Origin of the sequence: Azospirillum sp. (genome assembly GCF_035628975.1) — a bacterium.
In the GTDB taxonomy this organism is placed as follows: domain Bacteria; phylum Pseudomonadota; class Alphaproteobacteria; order Azospirillales; family Azospirillaceae; genus Azospirillum.
This window is the reverse complement of sequence record NZ_DASPIS010000093.1, coordinates 43,770-58,925: the sequence shown is the minus strand read 5'-3', so window position 1 is coordinate 58,925 and position 15,156 is coordinate 43,770. Positions and strand designations below refer to the sequence as shown.

Below are 15,156 nucleotides of genomic sequence, written 5' to 3'. Positions count from 1 at the left end.
CGAGGCCGAAAGACGGCCCAAAAATTCCAATCACATCGCAAGGAGATACCTACGATGGCTACGGTTCCTGGGGGCAGCTACGACGATGTGAAGGTCGGCGGCAATCACGCCGATCTTCTCGATGGCGGGCAGGGTAACGATCTGTTGCTGGGGGGCAACGGCGCGGACACCCTGCTCGGCGGCGCTGGACACGATGCTCTGTTCGGGGGGAACGGGCAGGACGTGATCCATGGCGGCACTTCGGCGGATATGCTGCTGGGGGGTAACGGCAACGACATCATCGACGGCGGTTCGGGCGACGACATCATCCTGGGGGGGAGTGGTGACGACGTTCTGATCGGCGGTGCCGGTCGCGACGTGCTGGACGGCGGCGCCGGCGACGACGTGCTGTCCGGGGGGGACGGCAACGACGTGCTGACGGGCGGCAAGGGTGACGACATCCTGTCCGGCGGCGGCCACGACGACATCCTCGACGGCGGCAAGGGCGACGACATCCTGCGCGGCGGCACCGGCAACGACGTGCTGAACGGCGGCGACGGCGACGACATGCTGTTCGGCGACGAAGGCAACGATCGCCTGGAAGGCGGCAAGGGCGACGATCTGCTGTCCGGCGGCGCCGGCCACGACGTCTTCATCTTCTCCGGCGGCGGCGGCCAGGACGTGGTCCTGGACTTCAAGGCCGGCGAGGACGTCCTGCAGATCTCCCGCAACATCAACGGTTTGAAGGTGAACGACGCCGCCGATCTGGCCGCCCGCGTCACCGACCAGCATGGCGATGCCGTGATCGACCTCGGCCATGGCGACAGCATCACGCTGAAGGGTGTCTCCGCTGCGGACATCCACAACCACCCGAACGACTTCTTCGTCATCCACTAACCGGGCACTGATCGTCCGCTGCGTCTTGAGCAGTGAATGAAAGGGACGGACCGGTGGTGTCAAAGCCGCCGCCGGTCCTCCTTTGCCCGAAATCAGCACTTCCGAAGTTCAAACCCCCGACTTTCAAACCATCGACGCTGCCGGAATCCAATCCATGACCGTCATCGCCGTCCTGCCGAATTCGGTGTCGATCGCCCCCGCGCAACGTCTGGCGCTGGGCCGCCGCTTCCTCCTCGTCTCTTGGACGATGGATGGGACGATGGATGGCGCGGCCGATGTCGTCGGCCCGATCACGCCGAGCGTCGACGGCGAACCGGTGCGTCCGCCCTTCACCACGCTGACCATCGACAGCGGCTGGGGCGCCCGCCGTGTCCTGTCGATCCTGCCGGCACCGCGCGATCCGCGGCTGCCCATCCATTTCATCGCCAACAACCGCGTGATCGCCGAGCTTCGCACCGAAGCCGGCACCGCCGATCTCGATCCCGCCGGGCTGCTGGGCAGCCTGGATGGTGCCGGCCGCTTGCGGGTTCTGCGTTTCCTGTTCGATTTCGCCAGCTCCACCCCGGCGCTTCGTTGCGATGCCGCTTTCGCCGCGCTGTGCCGACGCTTGGTGCTCGACCGTGCGGCGGAGCCGGCGACGTTGGCAATCCGCGCGACGGCGGGTGGCGAGCTTCTGCTGTGCGCCGGTGCTCTGTCCGGCCGCTTCGGCGCCATCACCGGTCTGGTGGTCCTTTCCCCGAATGCGGTGGCACGGGCGCCGTTCGATGCCTGCATTGGCCCCGATCCCGCCGGCAGGGGGCGCATCGCCTTCGACCTGCTGATGGATCGCGAACTGTGCGCGCCGGGCAACCTGCTGGTGGTGCTGGGCGCCAACGGCGTCGCCTGCCGCCGCTTCCCGGAGGAGCCCGCCGGTCTGCCGACGCTGACCGACCGGCTGAACGCCCGCCCTGACACGCCGGCAACCCTCCGTCACTACCTGCTGTCCTGCCTCGCCAAGCGTGGCCGCAACGATGCGTCCGCCGCGTCGGCGGTCAGCGAGCTGCAGGCGCTGGCCCCGCTGCCGCGCCGGCAGGCCGCCGATGCCAAGCGGCCGATCGGCGCCTCGCTGGATCTCGCGGTTCCCACGGCCGACGGCGGGCTGTTCCTGGCCGGCTGGCTGCATGATCCGCATGGTCTGGCGGCGGAACTGGTGGTGCGCACCCCCTTCGGCGGCGAACGCCGGGTGGATCGCTTCACCAACCGCTTCCCGCGCGAGGATGTGGCGAAGCTCTACGGCAACACCGGTCTCGACCGCAGCGGCTTCGTCCTGCATCTGCCGGGCAATCCCGAACCGGCGGAAGCGCTTCAGGTGACGGCGGAGCTTCGGCTGGCGTCGGGCGGCGCGCTGCGCCTCGTCCCGCCGCCGCGTCCGCGCGCCGATGCCGACGCCCGCGCCGCCGTGCTGGGCAGCCTGCCGCCGCGCTTCGCCACGCCGGAGTTGCTGGAGACCGTCATCGGTCCGACCGTCGCCCCGCTGCATGCCGCCCATCTCGCCACCCGCGGCGAGCCGGAACTGGTCGTCTATGGCGAGCGCAAGGCCAAGCCCGCGGTGTCGGTCATCATCCCGCTCTACCGCACGCTGGAGTTCCTGCGCTTCCAGATCGCGTGCTTCGCCACCGATCCGGCGATGGCCGATGCCGAACTGGTCTTCGTGCTCGACAGCCCGGAGCAGCGCGACGAGGTGGTGCATCTGCTGCGCGGCTTCCACGGCCTCTACGGCCTGCCGATGCTGCTGCTGGTGCAGAGCGCCAATTACGGCTATTCCGCCGCCAACAATGCCGGCGTCGCTGTGGCCCGCGCCAACCGCCTGCTGCTGCTCAACTCCGACGTGGTCCCCGACCGCGCCGGTTGGCTGCCGCAGTTGGTCGCGGCGCTGGAGGAGCGTCCGGGCATCGGCGCGGTCGGCCCGAAGCTGTTGTTCGACGACGACAGCCTTCAGCATGCCGGCCTCTATTTCGACCGCGACCTGCAGGGCGCCTGGTACAACCACCATTACTTCAAGGGCCTGCCGCGCGACTTCGCCGCCGCCTGCCGTCCGCGCTCCGTTCCGGGCGTCACCGGCGCCTGCCTGCTGACCACGCGCGCCGCCTACACCGCCGCCGGCGGATTCTGCGAAGACTACATCATCGGCGACTTCGAGGATTCGGACCTCTGCCTGCGCATCCGCGATCAGGGTCTCGACATCCGCTATGCCCCGTCGGTCGAGCTGTACCATCTGGAACGCCGCTCCATCGGCCGGCACCAGGGCTACACCCGCGGAGTCGCTTCCGAATACAACCGCTGGCTCCATGGCCGCCGCTGGGCCGACCGCATGGCCGAGCTGATGGCGCGCGACTGGTACGCCGACGACGAGGCGCAGCCTTCCAAGGCAAACCGCGCCCGCAAGACAGCACGGGTGACCCGATGAATGCGATCGTGCCGACTCCGCAGCTTGCCGTCCTGCGCCGCCAGACCGATCCGCGGCTGGAATGGCTCTGTGCCCAGATCGCGCGCAACCGCTTCCTGCCGGTGCCGCCGCCCGAGCTGCATTTCATCGGCGATGGTGATTTCCGCGCCATCGGGGCGGAGTTCCTGCGCCATTTCGTCCGGCTGGGCGGACTGCGTCCCGACCACAAGGTGCTGGAGATCGGCTGCGGCGTCGGCCGCATGGCGTTGCCGCTGACCCAGTATCTGGATGGGTCCTACGACGGCATCGACATCGTGCTGGACGGCATCCGCTGGTGCGCGTCGACCATCACGCCGGCCTATCCGGAGTTCCGCTTCCACCATCTCGACGTCGCCAACGGCCTGTACAATCCCGATGGCCGGATCGAGGGGGAGACGGCGACGCTGCCCTTTAAGGCGGCGGCCTATGACTTCGTCATCCTGACCTCGGTCATCACCCACCTGCGCACGGCCGACACCGAGCGCTATGCGGCGGAGATCGCTCGGGTGCTGAAGCCGGGCGGGCGCTGCTTCCTCAGCCTGTTCCTGGCCGACGCCACCGCGCGCGCCGGCATTGCCAAGGGCACCGCCCGCCCGCCATTCCGAGACGTGCCGGGAGTCGAGCTGCTGGCCGATCCGGAGCATCCCAACGCCGCCGTCGCCTATGACGATGCGTTCCTGCTCGGCCGCTTCGCCGCCCATGGCTTGCGTCCCGCCCGCGCCGTGATGCGCGGCCATTGGAGCGGCCAGCGCGAGGCCGAGAATTTCCAGGATCTGCTGGTTCTGGAGAAGGGGGCTGTGCCATGAGCCGACGCCGTCTCCCTCTTCTCCCCGCCAATCAAGCCACCCGTCCCGCCGCGCGCCAGCCGTCCCGCCCGCTGGTGGCCGCCCGGCCGCCTCGGGTGCTGCTGATCGCGCACAACCATCCGAGCCTGCATCCCGGCGGCACCGAGATCTTCGCGCATGAGCTGTTCGGCGGCCTGAAGGCAGCGGGGGCGGAGTGCCTGTTCCTGGCCTGCACCAACGACACCCACCGCGCGCCGCGTCCCGGCACCGGATTCCAGACGCTGGGCCGCAGCGCCGACGAGGTGCTGCTGTGGGCCGGTCATTTCGACCATTTCCACCAGAGCCAGATCGACCTGCACGGGCTGGTCCCCGACCTGTCCAACCTGCTGCGCGCCTTCCGGCCGGACATCGTGCACGTGCATCACACGCTGCTGCTGGGCGTGGAGATGCTGTTCCTGATCCGCCGCGTCTGCCCGGATGCGAAGATCGTCTACACGCTGCACGACTATTACCCGATCTGCGCCAATGACGGGCAGATGGTTACCCCGCCGCGTGGCGAGGGTGGAGCACGCGCGCTCTGCAGCAAGGCGTCGCCGGATGCCTGCCACCGCTGCTTCCCAGACCGGCCGGCCGACCAGTTCCTGCTGCGCGAGAAGCACATCAAGGCGATGTTCGGGCTGGTCGACCGTTTCCTGGCGCCCAGCCGCTTCCTGCGCGACCGCTATGTCGCCTGGGGCCTGGACCCCAACCGGATCGAGGTGATGGCGAACAGCCGCCCCGCCGTGGATCCTGCCCCGGCCCGCGACCTCGCCCCCGGTGCGGCACGCGATGCCTTCGCCTATTTCGGCAACCTGAATCCGTTCAAGGGCGTCACCGTGGCGCTGGACGCTGTCGCCCGCATGGCGCGCCAGGGCCTGTCCCCTTCGCTTGCCGTCCATGGCGGCAGCCTGTATCAGGCGCCGGAGTTCCGCCAGCGGGTGGCAGACGGTTTCGACGCGACGCGCGGCCTCGCCACCGCCCACGGCCCCTACCGGCCGCAGGAGATGCCGGCGCTGATGGCCGCTGCCGACTGGGTGGTGATGCCGTCGATCTGGTGGGAGAACGCGCCCCTGGTGATCCAGGAAGCCTTCCAGCACCGCCGCCCGGTCATCGTCAGCGGCATCGGCGGCATGGCGGAGGCGGTGCGCGACGGCGTCGACGGCCTGCATGTCCGCCCCAACGACCCGGCCGACCTCGCCCGCGTCATGACCCGCGCCATGACCGAACCCGATCTGTGGGACCGGCTGTCGGCCAACATCCCCGCCGTCCGTCCGACGGAGGAGGCCGCGTCGCTCCACCTCGCCCTCTACGGCGAACTTCTGTCTCCGGCACCCGCCGCTCTCAACCAGGGGAACCGCATCCGATGAAGGACCGCAGCACCAAGGCCGACATCACCGCCGCCGTCCTGCTGGACGAGGACACGCTGATGCTGTTCGGGGCGATCGACCAGCCCCTGCCGGCCGACAGCGTGGTGATGCTGGACGGCATGCTCGACGGGCGTTTCCGTGGCGGCTGCTGGACCGATGGGGCGGGGGAGCGCTGGTTCCTGGGCGCCATCCGCGTCACCGGGCTCGCCCACATGCGCCCGTCGCGTATCGAGATCGAGGATGCGCAGGGCAAGCATCTGCTGCTGCCGCGCCTGTCCAACGTCCGCACCAACCCCGCCCATCTGGTCGCGGCATTGCGCGAAGTGCAGCCGCAGTCGCTCGACACCGCGCTGGATGTCGCCGTGACCCTGCTGTCCGGGTTGGAGACAGGCGAGGGCGAAGCCGACCGCCGCACCCGCCTGCTGGCCGGTCTGGCGCAGGAGGCCTCCCGTCCCGATGGCTTCGCCGAGGTGCTGGGCCGCTTCCGCGACGGTGCGCTGATGGTGCAGGGCTGGTCGCACGGCTTCCCGGCCGGCGCCGCCCATGTGCTGGTCGAGGCCGACGATCTGCGCGCCCATGCCAGCGCCGCCGCCCCCTTCCACCGTCCGGACCTGCCCGACGATGCCGCCGGCCTGCTGACGGTGCTGGAAGGGCCGGTGGCATCCCCCGACACCATTCGCCGCATCCATTTCCGTGCCGCCGATGGCTGGCGCCATCTGGCGATCTTCGAGCATCGGCAGCTTCTGGCCGACGGCGTCGCCTCCGCCCATGCCCGCGACATGCTGGGCCATCTGCAGGGCGATGCCGCCCGCCGCGGCGTCGCCGCCGCCATCGCCGCCCGCTACAACGGGGTGGAGACGGTGTCGCAGCTCCCGCTGCCGGTTCGCATGGGCCTGGACATGGCGGTGCGCGTGGCCGGCGCCGGGCTGTTCGTCTGCGGCTGGCTGCTCGACCCCACCGGCTCGGTGCGGGCGGTGACGGTCAAGGGCGGCGGAATGACGGCGCGGCTGGACCAGGATTGGTCGCGGCTGGGCCGCAAGGACGTTTCCGACGCCTTCGCCCACGACCCGCTGTTCGCCGGCCGCATGGTTCCGGGCAACGACGCCCACGGCTTCACCGCCTTCGCCCGCGAGCCGGCCGGCATCTCCGCCGACGCCGAGTTCCATCTGGAGCTGGCGCTCGCCGACGGCATCGCCTTCCTGCCGCTGCCCTGCCAGCCGCCGACCGGCGAGGCGTTGCGCCGCATGCTGGGGTCGGTCAATCCCGACAGCCCCTCCATCGACCGCGTCGTCGCCACCCACCTGGGGCCGATGCTGCGCAGCGCGGCGTCGGGCCGAGCGGCGCCGTCCTCCGTCCTGCACCCGATGGGCCGCGCGCTCAAGAGCCCGCGCGTGTCGGTGATCCTGCCGGTCTGCGACGGGCGCGAGGATGTCGACCTGAACCTTGCCCGCATGGCGAACGACCCGGACTTCGCCGATGCGGAGATCCTGGTGGTGGCCGGCGCCGGCACCCATGAGCGGCTGGCCGGCATGGTCCGGCAGGCCGCCGGCTTCTACCGTCTGGCCGTCGGCTTCGTCGCCGCACCCACGGCATCCGACCCGTTCGAGGCGGTGGCGGCATCCCTGCCGCATGCGAGGGCCGACCGCGTCCTGCTGCTGTCCCCCTCGGTTCTGCCGACCGAACGCGGCTGGCTGTCGGCGCTGGAACGGGCGATCCGCAAGCCGAATGCCGTGGGCTCCGCCGCGCTCGCGCCAGTGATGGCCAGCCCGACCCTGCTGTACGAGGACCACTCGATCCGCTTCGCCGGCATCGTCGCGGTCGAAGGGCCGGGCGGCACGGTCACCTACGAGCGCCGCTTCGCCGGCTATCCGCGCGACTGGCTGAAGGAGCAGGAGGCGTCGGCGGTGGATGCCGCATCGGCCGACTGCGCCCTGCTGCCGCGCGAGCTGCTGGTGCGGGCGATGGCCGACGGCGGCCGCTATCTGGCGCCGGAGCCGAAGGGGCTGGACCTGTGCCTGCGGGTGCGGGCGGCCGGCGGCTCCTGCCTGTGGCTGCCGAAGGTCCGGCTGGTGGCGGTCGACGAACAGTCCCGCCACGCCCGCGACCCCCGGCTGGAGCGTATGAGCGCGCTGGTCGACGAATGGAGCTTCGCCGAGCGCTGGAAGGCGTCGATCGCGGCTTAGTGCTTTGCCCACTCAACTCTTGCCCCCTCCCTGACCCTCCCCCGCTTCGCGGGAGAGGGGACTGCCGCCGCTCCGCGATAAGGCCACCCTGCCAAGCGTCCTACCCCCTCCACCGCTGATAAGCGGGGGAGGGATGGGGAGGGGGCAACAGCGGGCACCCTGCACAACCACTTCACCCCCCGCTTAGGACGAACGGTCACCCGATGAGCAAGACCAAGCGCGCGCTGATCATCAGCCATGGCCACCCCTCCTTCTCGCTGGGCGGGGGTGAGGTCGCCTCCTACAACCTGCACAACGGCCTGCATGACCTGCCAGGCTGGGAAAGCCATTATCTGGCCCGCGTGGCGCCGCCCATCGCCCAGCATCGCGGTTCCGCCCTGATGGCGCTCCGCCAGAAGGAGCGGGAGGTGCTGTACTACGCCAACGAGTACGACCATTTCCGCCTGTCCAACCGCAACCTGCCGGGCTTGGAGAAGGACTTCGTCCGCTATGTCCGCGACCTTCAGCCGGACGTGGTGAACTTCCACCATTTCCTGGGGCTGGGGATCGAGACGATCCAGGCGGTGCGTCAGGCGCTGCCGCGCGTGCCCATCGTGGTCACGCTGCACGAATACCTGTCGATCTGCCATCACCACGGCCAGATGGTGAAGACCAGCCGCAACACGCTGTGCTACCGCGCCAGCCCGGCCGACTGTGCCGGCTGCTTCCCGCACATCGGCGAGGCGGAGTTCTTCAAGCGCGAGCTGTTCCTGAAGACCTTCCTGGAGCAGGCGGACTTCTACGTCAGCCCGTCGAACTTCCTGATCGACCGCTATGTCGACTGGGGGCTGCCGCGCGAGAAGTTCCGGATGATCGAGAACGGCCTGACCATCGAAGGCATCGCCCCGCCGCGCCCGGTCACCCGCGCCGGCAAGCGCAACCGCTTCGCCTTCTTCGGCCAGCTGACCGAGTTCAAGGGCGCGCACCTGCTGGTGGAGGCGGTGTCGCGCATCTCCGAAAAGGCGTGGGGCGAGGACGGTGCGCTGATGATCTTCGGCGGCAACCTGGAACGCCAGCCGGAAGCCTACCAGAAGCGCTTCAACGACGCGGTGGAGAAGGCCGGCGACCGGGTGCGCTTCTACGGCAGCTACCGCTCGGCCGAACTGCCGGGCCTGATGAAGGACGTCGATTGGATGATCATCCCGTCGATCTGGTGGGAGAACTCCCCCGTCGTCATTCAGGAGGCCTTCCTGCACGGCCGTCCGATCATCGCCAGCAACATCGGCGGCATGGCGGAGAAGGTGACCCACGGCGTCGACGGCCTGCATTTCCGCAACGGCAGCGTCGAGGATCTGGTGGACCGCATGACCGAGGCGCTGACCTCGCCCGACCTGTGGGACCGCCTGCGCCTGCGCATCCGCCGCCCGATCGACCGCGCCGAATGCGCGCGCCAGCATGCGGAGGTGTTCGACGCGCTGCTGGCCGCCGGCGGTGCGGCGCCCTCCATTCCCGAACGGGCAGTGGCGCAGCGGTCCTGATAGGAAAGAATGGGATAGCCTGTGATATTTTCGAAGTCTCAGAATAATTCATTCCATCCTTCACAGAATAAATTGGTAATGTTGGAATGAAAGTTGCGGGGCCTTCCATTCAGGTCCTGTGCGCCGATTCGAATTCGCCCGGCGACGATCCGGGTACCATCCACCCTTATTGCCGCCCAACCCAGGGAGTGCCGCCGTGGCCAACATCCTCGTCATGATTCCGTCGGGCGAAGTCTATGATCATGACTGCGTGCGCTGGTACAGCTACCAGGACATTCAGCGCAGCATCGACCATTACCACAACATCGGCGACGCGTTCGTTTTCGACTCTTCGTTGAAGCTGCTGACCTACGACAAGCTCGACGTGCTGGAAATCCGCGAGTTCCGGCAGGAGGCCGTCGACCGGATCAACGCCGAGTATGATTACGTCTTCCTGCGCGGCAGCAACTACATCCACGATTCGATGGAATGGCCGGCGGCGACCCTGCAGGTTCTGGCAAAGCTGCGCATTCCCGTCATCGCCTTCGGCGTCGGCGCCCAGGCGCCGGCCACCGGCAAGCTGACGCTGAGCGAGGAAAGCAAGCGCATCTGGCGGATGATCGCCGACAAGTCGACGACGCTGGGCGTGCGCGGCACCTACACCGCCGAAGTGCTGTGGGACCTGGGCATCAAGAACACCCGCATCGTCGGCTGCCCGACCGCCTTCCGCAACCGCGATCCGGAACTGCGCATCGACCTGCCGGCTCTGGACAGCGTGCGCAAGGTCGGCATCACCATGCGCCGCGAGGTGTCCAAGCACTATTCGCCGGACGTGCGGAAGTATCTGGAGCGCCACCGCGACTTCGTGAAGGACATCTCCCGCCGCTTCGACACGGTCCTGATGATGCAGGGCGAGGTCGAGGAGAAGAAGCTGCTGTGGGGCACCGAGGAACAGAAGGCGGAGGCCTGGACGCACCTGCATGACAGCGCGTGGCTGAAGCAGTGGTATTTCGACGACGAGATGGATGCGCTGTACCGCGAGCGCCTGTGGTACTCGGATGTCGTCGCCGACTACGAGAACCTGGTGCGGTCGAAGGACCTCGTGCTGGGCTATCGTCTGCACGGCAACCTGATGGCCCTGTCGAACGCCACGCCGTCGGTTTACTTCAGCTATGACAGCCGTACGGCGGAGTTCGCGGAGACCTTCGCGATCCCCTGCTACAACGTCTATTCGGACAAGCCCTTCGTCCTCGAGGAATATTGGGACCAGAGCCTGTTCGAGAAGTTCAACCGCACCTACTACCAGCGCTATCGCGACATGCGGGAGTTCCTGGACGAAAACTACGTCCCCCACCGCATGCCGAGCCACACCCTGCGCCGCACCACCGACCGCAAGGCGGCGTGAGAACTCTGTTCATCCCCTCTCCCCCCCGGGGAGAGGGTTAGGGTGAGGGGGGATGCACCGCGTGGCTTCGACAGGTGGGAAGCTCCTTTACACCCTAGAATCTACCCTGTGCTCCCCCCCTCACCCCGACCCTCTCCCCGGGGGGAGAGGGGGATCTCCACTCCAACCAACCGGAACGGGTCCCATGTCCGCCACCGCCAAGATCGTCGAGCTTCACGACCCCGCACCCGCGGCCGAGGCGCCGCAGGGGGCTGCGATCGTCGGCCATATCGACGCCCTGCAGGGTGGCCGCGTCTTCGGCTGGGGCTGGGACGGCAACCATCCCGGCGACCGGCTGGAGGTGGAACTGCGGCTGGAGCGGGACGGCGGTCCGCCGGTGACGCTGGCGCGGGTGCTGGCAGACCGGCCGCGGCCCGATCTGGCCGGCGGCGGCATCGGCGACGGCGCGCATGCCTTCGAAGCCGAACTGACCCTGCCGGACGGGGCCGACCCGTCGCGGGTGGTCGCCGTCGTCCGCTCGCCGTCCACCGGCGAGACGGCGACCTTCGCGCAGCCCAACCCGGAAGACCAGCGGCTCGACCGTCTGCTGGGGCCGCATCTGCAGCGCATCGGCGAGCGGATCGACGCGCTTCGCCGCGACCAGCGCCAGCTTGCCGCCGCACAGCAGACCATCGGCCGACTTCTGCGCGATGCCGGTGAAGGAGTGACGGCTCTCCGCACCGACGCCACCCGTCTGGAGACCACGCAGGCGGAGCGGACGGAAGCAATGGCCGCCACCCTGCATGACCTGACGGAGCGTGTCGGCGGGCTGGAAGTGTTCCTGATGCGGATGGACCAGACCCTGCGCGGGCTGGATGGGGCCGCAGCCGAAAAGAGCAGCGGGGCGGGCTGGTCGCCGCTGCTGACGGTGCTGGGATCGACGGCCGGCGCCTTCATCGCCGTGCTGGTGGGCTGGTTGACGCTGCATTGACCGGGAAGGTTCCGCTAGACTGAAGGGTAGGCAACCGGAGGGGCTTGGCGGTGTTGACACCCTGCGGCCCTCCTGCCGCGCGGTGTCACCGACCGGAGCCCTCCACCATGTCTGCCCATCATGCTTGACGGAGTTCCCGTCGCCGACCCCTCTCCCGAGGCGCCGCCATTCCCTCCGCCGGGCCCGCCGCCGTCCGCGACAGGCCTGACCGTCCAAAGCGAGGGCGAACTCGCCGTCCGGCTGGCGGCGCTCGCCCGCCGTCCCGGCGGTGTCCTGCTGCTTGCGCGCAGCGATGGGCGTGCCGCCCGGCTGGCCCGCTTGGCCGGCGACATCGCGCCGGACCTCGACGTCGTCCTGCTTCCCATCGACGAAACCGCCGCCGGCGACCGTGCCGCGCCGTCGCGCGCCGTGCTGGGGCGCCGCGCCGCCGGGCTGATGCGGCTGGCCGATGAAGCGGCGCCGGCCGCCGGCCGGCTGGTGGTGGCCTCGGCCGACCTCGCCCTGCAACGGCTGCCGCCGCCGGAAGCGTGGACTGGCGCACGGTTCCATGTGACCCGTGGCATGGCTTATGACGAGGCGGCTTGGCGTGGTTGGCTCGCCAAGGCCGGCTATGTGCTGGACGAGCGGGTGGACGAACCCGGCGAGGCGGCGATCCGCGGTGCCGTGGTGGAGGTGTTCCCCGGCGACGGCGACCGGCCGATCCGCTGCGACATCGCCGACGGGGTGGTGCGCGAATTGCGGCTGTTCGATCCGGTCTCCCAGCGTTCCATCGCCTCCATCGACGAGGTCACGCTCGGCCCGGTCACCGACCTGATCGTCGGGCCGGAGATGCTCGACCGGTTGGCGGCCAACCTTGCAAAGCTCGGCTATGTCCTGCCGGAGGATCTGCGGCGGGATCTGGAGGAGGGCCGGCGGCCATACGCCTTCGATCTTCAGCTTCCCAACGTCTTCGACGACTGCCCGCTGTTGCTGGACCTGCTGCCGGACGCCCTGGTGGTTCTGGATGCCGGCGCGCGCGACCGGATCGAGGCGCGGGCCGATGATCTTGCCGATTCCGGTCCCGACCGCCGCATCCGCCGCGACGACGCCTGCATCCTGCCGGTTCCGGTGCTGGAACGTCGCCTGATCGATGCCGAGTCCCTCGACGACAGGCTCGCCGCCCGTACCGCGCTGCCGGTGGAGGTGACGGCCGGGCAGGCGGTGGAGGCGGTGCGGACCGAGCGCACGCTGCTGCGCCGGGGGGCGGCACTGGTCGAGGATGGCGGCGCCGTGCTGCTTGCCGCCCACCCCGGTGGCGGCGCGGACGAGGCGGACCGATTGGCGGAGCGGGCGGAGGCGGCGTTGGGGCGGCCGGTGTCCCGGCTGGACCGCTGGCCGGATCCGCCGCTCGCGCCGGGCGACTGCGCCGTGCTGGCGCTCAGGACCGGCAGTGGCTTCGTCTGTGACGGCATGAGCGTGCTGGTTGCGCCGCGCCGTGCCGGCGACGCAGGCAGGGAAACGCCGGTCCGTCCGCCGCTGGCGCCGTCGGAACTGGCGACCGGCGACTTCGTCGTCCATCTGGATTACGGCATCGGGCAACTGGTCGGGCTTGAGGCCATCGCGTCGGACGATGGCGCCGGCGGGGAGTCCACCGCCGATTTCCTGGTGCTGGACTATGCCCATGACGACCGGCTGCTGGTTCCGACAGCCGACTTCGACCGGCTGTGGCGCCACGGCTCGGCCGACACCGGGGCCCGGCTCGACAGCCTGAAGAACGCCAACTGGCTGGAGCGCCGTGCGGTATTGGAGGCGGAGATCGGCGAGACCGCCAAGGGCATCCTGCGCGAATCCCGCCGCCGCGCGCGGGAGACGGCGCCGGTCATCGACCCGCCGGCCGACCGCATGCGCCGCTTCGGCGCCCGGTTCGGCTTCGACCTGACGGAGGGGCAGAATCACGCCATCCGGTCCGTGCTCGACGCAATGGGCGGGGGCCACCCGATGGACCATCTGGTCTGCGCCGACGTCGGATATGGCAAGACGGAGGTGGCGTTGCGTGCGGCGGCGGCCGTCGTCTTTGCCGGCCATCAGGTGGCGGTGATGGCCCCGACCTCCGTCCTTGCCCGCCAGCATCTGGACGTGTTCCGCCGCCGCTTCGCCGGCTTCGGCCTGACGGTGGAGCCCTTGACCGGTTCCATGACCAAGGCGGAGAGCGAGCGGGTGCGGGCCGGTTTGGCCGACGGGTCGGTGGACATCGTCATCGGCACCCATGCCCTGCTGTCCAAGGATGTCCGCTTCCAGCGCCTGGGCCTGATGGTGGTGGACGAGGAGCAGCGTTTCGGCGCTGCGCAGAAGCAGGCTTTGAAGCGGCGGACCAAGGGCGTGCACAGCTTGGCGCTGAGCGCCACGCCGATCCCGCGCACGCTGCAGGGCGCATTGGCCGGCTTGCGCGGTCTCAGCATCATCGACACCCCGCCGGCCCGCCGCCGCCCGGTCCGTACCGCGGTGACCCCGCGCGATCCCACCACCGCCCGCGCCGCCCTGCTGCGTGAGCTCGGCCGCGGAGGGCAGGCCTTCTGCGTCACCCCGCGCATCGCCGACCTGGGCGAGTTGGAGGAGTGGATCCGGGAGCTTGTGCCGGCCGCGCGCATCGCGACCGCGCATGGCCGGCTGGGGGCGGCTGCGCTGGACGATGCGGTGATGGGCTTCGTCGACGGCGAGAGCGACATCCTGCTGTCGACGCCGATCATCGAATCCGGCATCGACATCCCGCGCGCCAACACGCTGCTGCTGTTCCGCCCCGACCTGTTCGGGCTGGGCCAGTTGCACCAGCTGCGCGGCCGGGTCGGGCGCGGAGCGGTCCAGGGCTACGCCTATCTGCTGACCGATCCCGACCACCCGCTGGAGGAGCGGGCGGCCCGCCGGCTGGGTTCGCTGGAAGTGATCGAGAGCATGGGCGGCGGCTTCGTGCTGAGCATGCTCGACCTCGACCAGCGCGGGGCGGGCGACCTGCTGGGCGAGGACCAGACCGGCCATTTGCGCGCGGTGGGGACGGAGCTGTACCAGCGCATCCTGGCCGACGCCCTGCGGTCGCTGCGCCGCCAGCCGGACGAGCGTTGGGACCCGGAGGTGACGGTCGCAGTGCCGCACTGCATCCCCGCCGCCTACATCCCGGAGGAGGAGCTGCGCATCGGCCTGCACCGCCGCATCGCCCGCACCCGCGAGGCCGGCGATCTGGACGCCCTGCGCGAGGAGATGGAGGACCGCTTCGGCCCGCTGCCCGACCCGGTGGAGCGTCTTCTGGCCATCGCATCCCTGCGCTGCCGATGCCGGGCGCTGGGCGTCGCCTCGCTCGGCTGCGGACCGGCCGGGGTGGCGGCGACCCTGCGCGGCGACCGCGCCGCGGCGCGGGCGGCGACACTGGCGAAGCGCTCCAAGGGCCTGCTGCGCGCCCAGGACGACCGCCTGACCGCCGCGCTGGAGGCTCCCGACGCCGACGGGCGGCTCGCCAATGCCGAACGGGTTCTGGACTGCATCGAGGCGATCGTCCGCAGGGCGCAGAAGAAAAGGAAGGAAAGCGCAATTCGATAGCAAG

The 15,156-nt window shown here is 69.8% G+C and carries 9 protein-coding genes; all 9 read left to right on the top strand.

Annotated elements, in window-relative coordinates:
- Window positions 1–54 precede the first annotated feature (54 nt).
- The 9 genes from VD964_RS19975 (at window position 55) to VD964_RS19935 (ending at window position 15,152) form a co-directional block, all read left to right on the top strand.
- Window positions 55–876 carry a calcium-binding protein gene (locus VD964_RS19975; RefSeq protein WP_324870258.1) on the top strand — a complete coding sequence of 274 codons (822 nt, stop codon included), beginning with the start codon at window positions 55–57 and terminating at the stop codon, window positions 874–876.
- Window positions 877–1,030: 154 nt separating this feature from the next.
- Window positions 1,031–3,322, top strand: coding sequence for a glycosyltransferase (locus VD964_RS19970; protein WP_324870257.1), 2,292 nt, complete (start codon window positions 1,031–1,033; stop codon window positions 3,320–3,322).
- Entirely contained in the window at window positions 3,319–4,146 is an 828-nt protein-coding gene (locus tag VD964_RS19965) for a class I SAM-dependent methyltransferase (protein WP_324870256.1), read from the top strand. The genes VD964_RS19970 and VD964_RS19965 overlap by 4 nt, the downstream gene beginning before the upstream one ends.
- Window positions 4,143–5,531 (top strand): glycosyltransferase family 4 protein, encoded by a 1,389-nt coding sequence (locus tag VD964_RS19960; protein ID WP_324870255.1) that lies wholly within the window; start codon window positions 4,143–4,145, stop codon window positions 5,529–5,531. Before VD964_RS19965 ends, VD964_RS19960 begins: the two co-directional genes overlap by 4 nt.
- Entirely contained in the window at window positions 5,528–7,714 is a 2,187-nt protein-coding gene (locus VD964_RS19955; protein ID WP_324870254.1) for a hypothetical protein, read from the top strand. Before VD964_RS19960 ends, VD964_RS19955 begins: the two co-directional genes overlap by 4 nt.
- 203 nt (window positions 7,715–7,917) lie before the next feature.
- On the top strand, window positions 7,918–9,231 hold the full coding sequence (locus VD964_RS19950; RefSeq protein ID WP_324870253.1) for a glycosyltransferase family 4 protein: 1,314 nt from the start codon (window positions 7,918–7,920) through the stop codon (window positions 9,229–9,231).
- Window positions 9,232–9,427: 196 nt separating this feature from the next.
- Window positions 9,428–10,615, top strand: coding sequence for a polysaccharide pyruvyl transferase family protein (locus tag VD964_RS19945; protein WP_324870252.1), 1,188 nt, complete (start codon window positions 9,428–9,430; stop codon window positions 10,613–10,615).
- A 184-nt stretch (window positions 10,616–10,799) separates the two neighbouring features.
- Window positions 10,800–11,585 carry a hypothetical protein gene (locus VD964_RS19940; protein ID WP_324870251.1) on the top strand — a complete coding sequence of 262 codons (786 nt, stop codon included), beginning with the start codon at window positions 10,800–10,802 and terminating at the stop codon, window positions 11,583–11,585.
- Window positions 11,586–11,705: 120 nt separating this feature from the next.
- A complete protein-coding gene (locus tag VD964_RS19935) occupies window positions 11,706–15,152 on the top strand; it encodes a DEAD/DEAH box helicase (RefSeq protein WP_324870250.1) in 3,447 nt (1,148 codons plus the stop codon).
- Window positions 15,153–15,156: the final 4 nt, after the last annotated feature.